This window comes from Deltaproteobacteria bacterium, from assembly GCA_022340465.1.
In the GTDB taxonomy this organism is placed as follows: domain Bacteria; phylum Desulfobacterota; class Desulfobacteria; order Desulfobacterales; family B30-G6; genus JAJDNW01.
In genome coordinates this window covers 1-11,495 of the sequence record JAJDNW010000120.1, presented here as the reverse complement: position 1 = coordinate 11,495, position 11,495 = coordinate 1, and the positions used below count along the sequence as shown (strand labels likewise).

8 protein-coding genes and 1 pseudogene are annotated in these 11,495 nt (G+C 53.4%); 7 read left to right on the top strand and 2 right to left on the bottom strand.

Annotated features, from left to right (window positions below):
• Positions 1-511 precede the first annotated feature (511 nt).
• On the top strand, positions 512-775 hold the full coding sequence (locus LJE94_16580) for an HU family DNA-binding protein (GenBank protein MCG6911719.1): 264 nt from the start codon (positions 512-514) through the stop codon (positions 773-775).
• 313 nt (positions 776-1,088) lie between these two features.
• On the opposite strand, the pseudogene LJE94_16575 reads toward LJE94_16580, so the two are convergent.
• Positions 1,089-1,907 (bottom strand): annotated as a pseudogene (locus tag LJE94_16575) (shikimate dehydrogenase).
• 477 nt (positions 1,908-2,384) lie between these two features.
• On the opposite strand from LJE94_16575, the gene secA reads away from it, so the two are divergent.
• From secA to LJE94_16545, 6 genes are all read left to right on the top strand, one after another.
• Positions 2,385-4,910, top strand: coding sequence for a preprotein translocase subunit SecA (gene secA, locus LJE94_16570; GenBank protein MCG6911718.1), 2,526 nt, complete (start codon positions 2,385-2,387; stop codon positions 4,908-4,910).
• A gap of 260 nt (positions 4,911-5,170) precedes the next feature.
• Positions 5,171-5,656 (top strand): metallophosphatase family protein, encoded by a 486-nt coding sequence (locus LJE94_16565; protein MCG6911717.1) that lies wholly within the window; start codon positions 5,171-5,173, stop codon positions 5,654-5,656.
• Between the two features lie 555 nt (positions 5,657-6,211).
• Complete coding sequence (gene clpS / locus LJE94_16560) at positions 6,212-6,502, top strand: ATP-dependent Clp protease adapter ClpS (GenBank protein MCG6911716.1); 291 nt, start codon at positions 6,212-6,214, stop codon at positions 6,500-6,502.
• Positions 6,503-6,506: 4 nt separating this feature from the next.
• The gene (gene clpA, locus LJE94_16555) at positions 6,507-8,744 is read left to right on the top strand and encodes an ATP-dependent Clp protease ATP-binding subunit ClpA (protein ID MCG6911715.1); all 2,238 of its coding nucleotides are present in this window, start codon (positions 6,507-6,509) and stop codon (positions 8,742-8,744) included.
• A 321-nt stretch (positions 8,745-9,065) separates the two neighbouring features.
• Positions 9,066-9,758 carry a leucyl/phenylalanyl-tRNA--protein transferase gene (aat, locus tag LJE94_16550; protein ID MCG6911714.1) on the top strand — a complete coding sequence of 231 codons (693 nt, stop codon included), beginning with the start codon at positions 9,066-9,068 and terminating at the stop codon, positions 9,756-9,758.
• On the top strand, positions 9,755-9,967 hold the full coding sequence (locus LJE94_16545; protein ID MCG6911713.1) for a hypothetical protein: 213 nt from the start codon (positions 9,755-9,757) through the stop codon (positions 9,965-9,967). Before aat ends, LJE94_16545 begins: the two co-directional genes overlap by 4 nt.
• A 512-nt stretch (positions 9,968-10,479) precedes the next feature.
• Here LJE94_16545 and LJE94_16540 read toward each other — a convergent pair.
• Entirely contained in the window at positions 10,480-11,046 is a 567-nt protein-coding gene (locus LJE94_16540) for a DnaJ domain-containing protein (protein ID MCG6911712.1), read from the bottom strand.
• Positions 11,047-11,495 lie beyond the last annotated feature (449 nt).

Below are 11,495 nucleotides of genomic sequence, written 5' to 3'. Positions count from 1 at the left end.
CTCGGGCATCATCGGATCCAGGGAGTTCGTAACCAGACACTACCAGCAGTTCAAGCATCATTTTCAGTCGAAAAACGAGAAAGTACCCAAACCGATCCAGGGTCTTTCGGGGATCTACTCCCTGAAACGGCTTTCGGAATTAATCTGAGCAGGCAACTTCTTCCAATCCAGCGCTTTTCAGTTGATTGAGAGGCTGGAATGCGCCCGCACGGTTGAATCCCACCATAAACTAACTACCACACGTCTTTGGCGGCACTTGTTCTATCAGGTCGAACGGACATGGAGGCTGAAAAGCTTTTTTTAGAGCGAAGATAGTTGGAAAAAACATAAAGTGCCTGTCCCTAAAAAACTATAAATTTAATGTGAAAGAGAAATTGAGCCAGATAATAAAACATGCTGCAAGAATCTTCAATTCTTGACATATCCCGATCTTGCAGATAAGTGTTCTGGTTATGGTGTGTACCGGCAGGGGAAACTTCATGAATCACTTTTAACTAAAAAGGAGGGGAGGATGACAAAAGCTGAAATGATTGAAAAAATTGCAAAGGATGCCGATATATCAAAAGCGGCGGCAACCAAGGCCTACGATGCATTCATCGATGGAATCAAGAGCGGCCTGAAAAAGCGTGGCAGCAAGGTAACCGTTTTCGGTTTTGGAACCTTCAAGAAAGTCTATCGGAAAACGCGTAAGGGAAGAAATCCTCAGACAGGTGAGCAGATCAAGATTAAAGGCAGAGATGCCATAACATTCAAGGCCAGCAAGAATCTAGCATAACCCTTGCTTTTGCAAGGTTGAGGTTAGGATTTGGCCCTTCCGGGGGACGCGTACTTTTGCATCCATCCCCACCTGAAACCGTCTTTGAGCGGTTACCTAACAAGGACCCGAGGGGCCGAGGATACCAGGGGACAAGGCTAAAAGAGCGCATTGGTCATAGCTCATAGCCGATAGCGTGCCATGAGCTATGACCTGTCAGCTATGAGCTCATCTCTGTTTCAAGGGTTGCCGTCCGTAAAGAAGCACCAGTGTAAAACCGAACACGCTGACGATTGTTTTGCATTTCATTTTGCGAAATGGTCGGTATCCCTTGCTATACGGCATTCAGTCGGGCGAACAGAATTTTTCGCATGACATCGACCGGTGCCTTGCGTTTGGTCCACAATTCGAACTGGGCCACGCCCTGTTAGAGAAGCATGTAGGCCCCCTTCACCGTTTTGCATCCGGCCTGTTTGGCCTCGCGCAGAAGCCGGGTTTCCGCAGGTGCGTACACGATGTCCATGACGGCCGGTATATGCGCCAGCACCTCTCGGGGCACCGGTGTCGCGTCGATCTTCGGTGTCATGCCGACGGACGTGGTGTTCACCAGGGCATCCACTTCCAAATGCCTCAGGTCGCTCAAGGGGTAACACTCGCATTTCAGGTCTTTTGCAAGCGCCTTACCCTTGGCCAGCGTCCTGTTGGCGATAATCACGGTGGCCCCTTTTTCGATGAGGCCGAAACCGATGGCCCTGGCAGACCCGCCGGCCCCGACCACCAGCACCCTCGAACCCGCAATATCGACGATCGTTTCCAGGGCCTGATTGGCGCCAAGCCAATCGGTATTGTAGCCCTGGATATGACCGCCTTCGATCAGCAGCGTATTGACCGCCCCGATTTTTTCCGCCACCGGATCGATGGCATCCAGGTGGGCCATGACCGCCTGCTTGTGGGGAATGGTGACACTGACGCCGCCGACACCCAGGGCCCGCAGTCCGTCCATGGCATGGGGAACGTCCTTGACCTCAAAGGGCACATAAACCTTGTTCAGGCCGCAGGCCTCGAAGGCGGCGTTGTGCATGGCCGGGCTCAGGCTGTGGGAGACCGGATCCCCCATGATGCCGTATAGTTCGGTTGTGCCGTCAATGTGCATTGCTGCCTCCATTTTTTTGACGTAAGCCCCCCCAGACGGGGCACTTGAAATACGCTCTTAATCCTTCAGCTAGGCTGAAGGCCTCAGTTTTGCTATGCGGTTACGTTCAATTTTTTCTTTCACCGCAGATATACACGGACACTGGCAGACGGCTAATCGCTTTTCGTATGCTTTAACCAAATGTGATCTTATCTTTTGTATGCGGTTGAACCGAGACGTTAAGGGATCGGTTGTTTTCATGATGTTGACTCTTACCATGCTATCTGCTGAAATTAAACCATATCGCACAATTTAGCCATATATTGACGCCAACAGGTGAATTCGGACAATCATGCGATTTTATTATAGGTTGAGAATGGTCATAAAATGTATTAGATTTCTTTGACTTGTATACATAAATCTGAGCGCTCTACATAGGCTCTATAGTTGCAACACAGTATTAACGAACATGATGGATAAAGGGGATTGATGCCCATGTTGATGGACATGCTGACCAAGGTGTTCGGGAGCAAAAACGAACGCGAACTGAAAAAGATCCAGCCCGTTGTCGAAAGAATCAACGCGCTGGAACCCGAAATCAAGTCCCTGGACGATGCGGCTCTCAAAAAACAGACCGTAGTTTTTCGGGAAAGACTGGAAAAGGGGGAGCTGCTGGACGACCTGTTGCCTGAGGCGTTTGCCACCGTAAGGGAGGCCTCCTTGCGAACGCTGGGGATGCGCCACTTCGATGTTCAGATGGTGGGGGGGATGGTGCTGCACAAGGGGTCCATCGCCGAGATGAAGACCGGTGAAGGCAAAACCCTGGTAGCCACGCTGCCGGCGTATCTCAACGCCCTTACCCGCAAGGGCGTCCATATTATTACCGTGAACGACTACCTTGCCAGGCGTGACACGGAATGGATGGGACAGATCTTCAATTTTCTGGGGCTTTCCGTGGGGACGATCCTCCACGGACTGGACGACGCCGAGCGCAAGGCCGCCTACGGATCGGATATCACCTACGGCACCAACAACGAGTTCGGGTTCGACTATCTGCGCGACAACATGAAGTTCGACCGCAATTCGCTGGTCCAGCCCATGCTCAATTACGCCATTGTGGACGAGGTGGACTCCATTCTGGTGGACGAGGCCCGCACGCCGCTGATCATTTCCGGCCCGGCGGAAAAGTCCACCCAGCTGTACTACCAGGTCAACCGCATCATCCCCAGCCTCAAGAAGGATGTCGACTATGCCATTGACGAAAAAGCGCGCACCGCGACCCTCACGGAAGAGGGGGTGGCCCATGCCGAGCAGATTCTCCAGGTGGAAAATATTTACGACCCCAAGTACATCGAGCTCCTGCACCACATCAATCAGGCCCTCAAGGCGCACGCCCTTTTCAAACGCGACGTGGATTACATCGTCAAAAACGGCGAAGTGATCATCGTGGACGAATTCACCGGGCGTCTCATGCCCGGGCGCCGCTACAGCGAGGGGCTGCACCAGGCGCTCGAGGCCAAAGAAAACGTAAAAATCGAAAATGAAAACCAGACCCTGGCCACGATCACCTTTCAGAACTATTTTCGGATGTACGAAAAGCTGGCCGGCATGACGGGCACGGCCGACACGGAAGCGGCAGAGTTCAAAAAAATATACGACCTCGACGTGACGGTGATCCCCACCAACAAGCCCATGGTCCGCAAAGACTTCCCGGATGTGATCTACAAGACCCGCCGGGAGAAGTTCGAGGCGGTCATGGACGAAATCGTCGAATTGAATACCAAGGGGCAGCCGGTGCTCGTGGGCACCATCTCGATCGACATTTCGGAAGAGTTGAGCAAGAAGCTGAAAAAGCGGGGCATTCAGCACGAAGTGCTCAACGCCAAAAACCATGAAAAGGAGGCGGAAATCATCGCCATGGCCGGCCAAAAGGGGGCCGTGACCATTTCCACCAACATGGCCGGCCGGGGGACCGACATCGTTTTGGGCGAGGGGGTCACCGGACTGGGCGGCCTGCACATCCTGGGCACGGAACGGCACGAGAGCCGCCGCATCGACAATCAGCTGCGCGGACGTTCCGGCCGGCAGGGCGACCCGGGATCGTCACGCTTCTTTTTGTCCCTGGAGGACGACCTGCTGCGTATTTTCGGCGGCGAACGCATTACCGGCATCATGGAGAAACTGGGCATGGAGGAGGGGGAGCCCATCGAACACAATCTTATCAGCCGGGCCATCGAAAATGCGCAGGCCAAGGTGGAGGGGCACAACTTCGACATCCGCAAGCAGCTGCTGGAGTACGACGATGTGATGAACCAGCAGCGGGAGGTGATCTACAAACAGCGACGCGAAGCCCTCGACGGCAAAAGCCTGCAGGAATACATAGAGGAGATCATTTTCGACCGGGCCGAGGAGATCGCCGGCCTCTTTGCGGACGAGCGCGCCCTGCCCGAAGAGTGGGATTTCAAAGGCATCGACGAAGCCACGTTCAACCAGTTCAACCTGCGGTTGGGTGAAATAGACGAAGACACACTGGACGGTTTGACGCGTGAGGGCCTGGCCCAGATGATCGGCGAGGCGGCCATCGAGGCATACAGGGAAAAGGAAAAAATGATCGGAGCCGCGGAGTTCAGAAATCTGGAGCGTTATATCATGCTGCAGACCGTGGACAATCTCTGGAAGGATCATCTGCTCAGCATGGACCACCTGAAGGAAGGTATCGGGCTGAGGGGGTACGCGCAGCAGAATCCGCTGCTCATCTACAAGAAAGAGGGGTTTGAAATGTTCCAGGATATGATCGCGCGTATCCAGGAGGAAACCCTGTCCATTCTTTTCCGCATACAGCTGGCCGAGCCGGATGAACTCGAGGACCTTCACAAACCGAAAGAGCAGAACCTGATTTTTTCGGGAGGGGAGGGTGAAAAGCCCAAAAAGAAGCCGGTCAAACGGTCGCAAAAAAAAGTGGGCCGCAACGAGCCCTGTCCGTGCGGCAGCGGTAAGAAGTACAAGAAGTGCTGCGGAAGATGATAGCATTGGGATTCATCCGTATTGATGACTGATGAGAGGCGATCAACGTGTCCATTTGAATAGGAGGGTCCAAGGGTAAAAAGCTCATAGGTCATAGCTGATAGCAGGCCATGAGCTATCAGTTATGAGCTCATTCCTTGGATCCTGACAGGGAGCCATTCAAAGACGGCTTTCAGGGGGAGACGGGTGCATACGTACGCGTCCCCCGGAAGGGCTTAAATTAATCCGTGGAATCAGTGTAATCCGCGTCGAAAGGCGATATGGATACCATAAAACAAGACAAGGCTTCGTGGCGGGTGGGTGTGATATCCGACACCCACGGCTTGCTGCGGGCGGAGGTTCACGAATGTTTTGAAGGCGTCGACCTGATCCTGCACGCCGGTGACATCGGTGGGGACGATATTCTAGTAGAATTGCAGCTGATCGCACCGGTTCTGGCGGTGAGGGGCAACATGGACTACGGCACCTGGCTCACGGGGATTCCCGCGTCGCGGGATGTGCGGCTCGGGAAAAGGCGCATCTATATGGTGCACGACCCTGCCCGGATCGATGTCAACCCGGATGACGGCGACGTCCAGGTGGTCATCTTCGGCCACACCCACAAGCCGCATCTGGAAAGACGCAACGGTCTCCTGATGCTGAATCCGGGCAGCGCGGGCCCCAGGCGAACAAATCGCCCGGTCAGCCTGGCGATTTTGAAGCTTGACGGCGAACAGGTGGATGCCGAACTGATTGAAATCTCCTAACCCGGGTAAACCGGAAAAGATAAAGATCATTTATCACGAAAACACGAAAGCCCAAAAATACGAAAAAGACCATGAAAATTTTCGTGCTTTCGTGATTGGTTTTATTTTTTCAATTACATATCACGCTGCAGGTTGCGGCTTTCCGGCTACCCTTGCCTCTTTACAAAGCCTGTATCGGGTGCTTATATTTACCTAAGTTGAGCGTTACAAATTTTAAAAATGATAAAAATAAAAATAACTTCAATGGATTATATCTGTTTGAATTCTTAAAATTTGTAACCCTCCCGGATTTCCGGGTTCACCGCACCTGCGGTGTCAAATGTCATCACGCATAGACCACTATAGCGAAAAGACATTTTCCTTGCATCTGCGGCAAACCCGAAAATCGCTCAACTTAGGATTTAATCTAAATTGAGTGTTTCAAATGTTAGCAATCGCTCGACTTAGGTTGGACCAAAGCTGAGCGTTCCAAATGTTGAGAATGGTCAACATGGTCATACCTGATTTTCGAGTTAGGACATATTTTCAATGGAACCGATCGACAAACCGGACAGCATGGAGGAGGTTGAGGGCGAAACTCGTGAGGATGTCGAGGAACCGCCGCTCTATCGTGTCCTGTTGCACAATGACGATTACACAACCATGCAGTTCGTGGTGGAGATCCTGATGGCCGTGTTCAACAAAACGGTAGATGAATCGACGCGCATCATGCTCAACATTCACCGGAAGGGGGTCGGCCTTTGCGGGGTGTATCCCTATGAAATAGCCGAAACCAAGGTGAATACCGTCGAGAGCCTGGCGCGTGAAAACGGATATCCACTCAAGTGTACAATGGAAAGGGAATAAACCCATGATCAGCAAAGAACTCTCCGAGACTTTGGGATTCGCCGTGAAGGAGGCCAAAAAGCGACGGCACGAATATGTTTCCGTCGAACACGTGCTTTTTGCCCTGCTGCACGACGAGACCGGCGTCGATATTATCGAAAACTGCGGCGGCAGTGTCGAAAATCTGAAAAGGCTGCTGGAACAATTTTTTCAAGAACGCGTGGAAAGCATACCCGAAGAGAACGAGTACGTGCTGCAGCAAACCATCGGTTTTCAGCGCGTCATCCAGCGTGCCGTCAATCACGCCCGCTCGGCCGAAAAGCAGGAGGTGGCCATCGGGGACATCATGGCTTCCATATTCCAGGAAAAGGAGTCTCATGCCGAAAGCTACCTGAAGTCCGAGGGCATCAGCCGCCTCGACGTGCTCACCTACATTTCTCACGCATTTCCCGCCCCGCAAAGCGACGGCGGGGAAGACGCCGCCCAGAAAAGGCCGAAGGACGGTTCCAAGCGCAAAACGGATCCCCTGGAGGCGTACGCCATCGATCTGATCGATCAGGCGGCCAGGGGCAAACTCGACCCGCTCATAGGAAGGGAGATGGAGATCGAACGCACCATGCAGGTGCTTTGCCGCCGGCGGAAGAACAACCCCGTCTTTGTGGGCGACCCGGGGGTGGGGAAGACGGCCCTGGCAGAGGGGCTGGTCCAGCGAATACAGTCAGGCCAGGTGCCGGACATTTTAAAGGACGTAAAAATTTACGCCCTCGATCTGGGAGCGCTTTTGGCGGGCACCAAATTCCGCGGGGATTTCGAACAGCGGCTCAAAGCGGTTATCAGCCGGCTGAAGAAGGTGAAGGACGCCATTCTATTCATCGACGAAATTCACACCATCGTGGGGGCGGGCGCCACCAGCTCCGGTTCCATGGACGCCTCGAACATCCTCAAGCCGGTTTTGGGCAGGGGGGATCTGCGCTGCATCGGTTCGACCACGTTTGAGGAGTACAAGCACCACTTTGAAAAGGACCGGGCCTTTTCCAGGCGGTTCGAAAAGATCGAGGTGTCCGAACCGACCAGCGGTGAAACCGTGAAAATCCTGAAGGGACTCAGGGATCGCTATGAAGCCCATCACAACATCCGCTACACCGATGCCTCGCTCAAGTCGGCTGTGGACCTGTCGGCGAAATATCTCAACGACCGCTACCTGCCGGACAAGGCCATCGACGTCATCGACGAGGCCGGCGCCTTTGTGAGACTGACCGGAGCGGTTACCCGCACGCAGATCAACCCGGCCGACATCGAAAAAATTGTGGCCAAGATGGCCAGAATACCAACCCAGAGCGTTTCCACCTCGGACAGGTCGAAACTGGCTTCCCTGGAGGACCGCCTCGGTCAGGTGGTTTACGGGCAGGATGAGGCGCTTTCTTCGCTGGTGACGTCCATTAAACGGTCCCGGGCGGGCCTGGGCGTTCCCGGGCACCCCATCGGATCCTTCCTTTTCACCGGACCCACCGGGGTGGGAAAAACCGAGGTCGCCCTGCAGGTGGCCAAAAACCTGGGCGTTAAATTCCTGCGCTTCGACATGAGCGAGTACATGGAAAAACACGCCGTGGCCCGCCTCATCGGAGCCCCGCCGGGATATATTGGCTTCGAGCAGGGCGGCCTGCTCACCGACGGCGTCCGCAAGCACCCCCACTGTGTCCTGCTGCTCGATGAAATCGAAAAGGCCCATGAGGATCTGTTCAACATCCTCCTGCAGGTGATGGACCACGCCACCCTGACCGACAACAACGGCAAACAGGCCGATTTCCGCAACGTGATGGTGATGATGACCTCCAATGCAGGCACGCGGGAAATGAGCTCGCAGACGATTGGCTTCGGGGATCCCGGGAAAGACACGGCCTTCAAGGGAAAGCAGGCCATCGAAAAACTCTTCAGCCCCGAGTTCAGGAACCGTCTCGACGGCATCATCAACTTCAACCCGTTGACGGTGGAGATCATGGAAATGATCGTCGACAAGTTCGTCCGCGAACTCAACGAGCAACTGCAGCCCAAAAAGGTGGAAATAGCCCTTACCGACAAGGCGCGCGGGTGGCTGGCGGAGAAAGGCCACGACCCCCGGTACGGTGCGCGTCCGCTGTCCCGGCTGCTGCAAACCGAGGTGAAGGATAAGCTGTCGGATGAAATTCTTTTCGGCAGGCTGGAAAAAGGCGGCAGTGTCCTGGTGGAGATCAAAAAGGGCAAGCCGGTGCTGCGTTTTCAATAATCGCAATTCTAATTCACCATATATTCTCTGCCATGTTGTTTATGCAACCTTGGGGTTATTAAAACGGTATACGGTGCACGGTATACGGCGCGCCCCGCGTTAATGGCTAATAGCTTTCTGGATCCCGGCTCGCGCTCCGCTTCGCTTGGCCGGGATGACGAATTACTTCACAGGCTCCTTCGCGGGAATGACGAAAAAACATCCAGTCGGTGCAACTGTTTGGTATTGGCTCATTTGAAATTGTTTAGCATTTCGATATTAGATATTAGTATTTCCGGTTTATCCGGGTTAGGTATTACGTTGGAGTGAGGCTGCATTGCCATGCCCGTATTTCTCCTTTCGGATGAACTTGTTTTTCCGCCGCCCCACCTGGCATCCGAAAGCGGCCTCCTGGCGGTGGGCGGTGATCTGAGCGTCGAACGCCTGCTGCTGGCCTATCGCCATGGCATATTCCCCTGGTATGGCGAGGCTGAACCCATTTTGTGGTGGAGCCCGGACCCCCGCCTGGTTTTACCGCCCGAACGGATCAGCGTGTCCAAATCCTTGAAAAGGGTCATCAACAAGGCGACGTTTCGGGTGACCATGGACCGTGCCTTCGAGGCGGTGATCCGGTCCTGTGCCCGGGTGAGGGTGGAAACCGGTGATCCGACCTGGATCGTGGAAGAGATGATCGGGGCTTATTGCCGCCTGCATGCAGAGGGATACGCCCATTCCGTCGAAGCCTGGTACGGCGATGAGCTGGCCGGCGGCCTGTACGGGGTTTCCCTGGGAGGGGCCTTTTTCGGCGAATCCATGTTCACGCGGCGCAGCAACGCCTCCAAGGTGGCCCTCGTTTATCTGGCCCGGCAGCTCGCCGCCTGGTCTTTCAGGCTGATCGACTGCCAGGTGACCACCGAACACCTGGTCCGGTTCGGAGCGCGGGAGGTGCCCAGGCACGTTTTTCTGGAAAGTTTGGAGAAGGCCTTGACAATGAACACCCGCCGGGGGAAGTGGAAATTTGGAGAACTCAAATGATCGAATACATCATCCTTTCATTTCAAAACTTCGCCTTGTCCTTCCAGGGCGACCCCCAGGGACTGCTGCTTTATTTTACACTCGGTGGGGTGGTGGTCGCTGTTCTGGGGTTCTGGATGAAAAAGTGGACCGGTATGATCCTCGGCATTCTGGGCGTGCTGCTCTTGTATCTATATGTCACCGGCTTTTTCGGCAGGACCTTTGGGTGATTTGGCGTTAAGGCGAAGATACCAGCTTTGGTAGGCGGGTAGGTGAGTGAACATATTTCACCACCCGTTCACTGTGTTCACTCGGGACACAGAGAGCACGGAGTTACCTATTAATTTTGCCATGCAATGGCATGATGTTTTAAAAGAATCCCTGGTGGAAAAAATATTCTTTGTGTCCTTCGTGCCTTTGTCGTTAAATTAAGCACTTGCGCTACGCGTCCAACCTCTTGCAAGCCCCGCAGGGTAAAATTATTCTCTGCACCCTCTGTGGCTCGAGCGCAGCGGGTGGTTAAATCGCTCTTGGCCCCGGGCCTGAAAAAAATTCGGGGTAAGGGGCGGCTCCGTTTCAACCCGCCCCTTACCCCGGTTTGAGGTTCCTGTTACCTAAATCAGGTATCAGTCTTTTTCCGGAAGCTTCACATAAATCATCCCCAGTTCCAGAATGATGACTACCAGCAGCAAGGGTGTCAGCCACGTCATACCATCACCTCCTTCGGTTTAGTTGTTAGGTTTCAGGTGTTATTGCCTTCGCGGGATTCCGGTGCCGGCAGCATCCGGTCCCTTCCCATGTGAAACTCGGAGTTTTCAAAAGCGTCCACGCCGTCAGGTGTTATGGCCAGCATGCCGCTCTCTAAGCGTTCGATCCAATCTTTTCCTCTCAGATACCAGATGTGAAATTCCAGCGTTTTTTCCGGCAACCCAATGATTTTTTCCAGCTGCCACTGACCCACACCGGGCTCGGAGGGGCTGCGCTTTCTTTCCTGATAAAGGATCGACAGTATTCCGAAACGAATCTGAGAGTCGTCTTCGATACCTTTCGAAGCGGCCGACTCCTGATAAAGGCTCCGCCACTGTTCGGCTTTTTGGTGTTCATACCCTGCATCGTAGGCAGCCCTTTTCACAGGATCGGAGAGTGTTTCGTACGCTTCTAAAATCAGATCGAATTTTTCACGGTCATTGGTGTCGGCGTTGTCGGGGTGGTATCGTTTGGCCATGACCCTGAAAACGCGCTCGACGATTTCGTTGTCCGCATCCTGGCTGACGAGCAGAAGGTCGTAGTAATCGATGAATTTATTCATATCAGTCGCTGTTTCGATTTTGTGAGCATGGTTTGCACTCTCCAGTCATCGGTATTGATGACAATGTCTATTGCAAAAAAGAGGCCAATACAATGTTTTTTTTAAATACTCTCTTTCGCCACCCGTTCACTGCGTTCATTCGGGACACAGAGAACACAGGGTTACATAATAATTTTGCCATGCAATGGCATGATGGTTTAAAATAATCCTTGGTGGAAAAAATATTCTTGGTGTCTTTTGCGGTTCCGTTGCCCTTGCTCCAGGCTTCAGGTTCCCGACCGCTGATTTCTGATTTCTGAGGCCTTCCCGGTTTCTTAGTGCTGGCCTGGAATGGTTATTTTACACAAAAGGCTGGGGCAAATGACTCAATTGCGCCATTTGCCCCATTGCCCACTGCCTGTGATTTTTCTTTTAAGAAAGTGTGTATCGTGATATTAATATTCCACTTG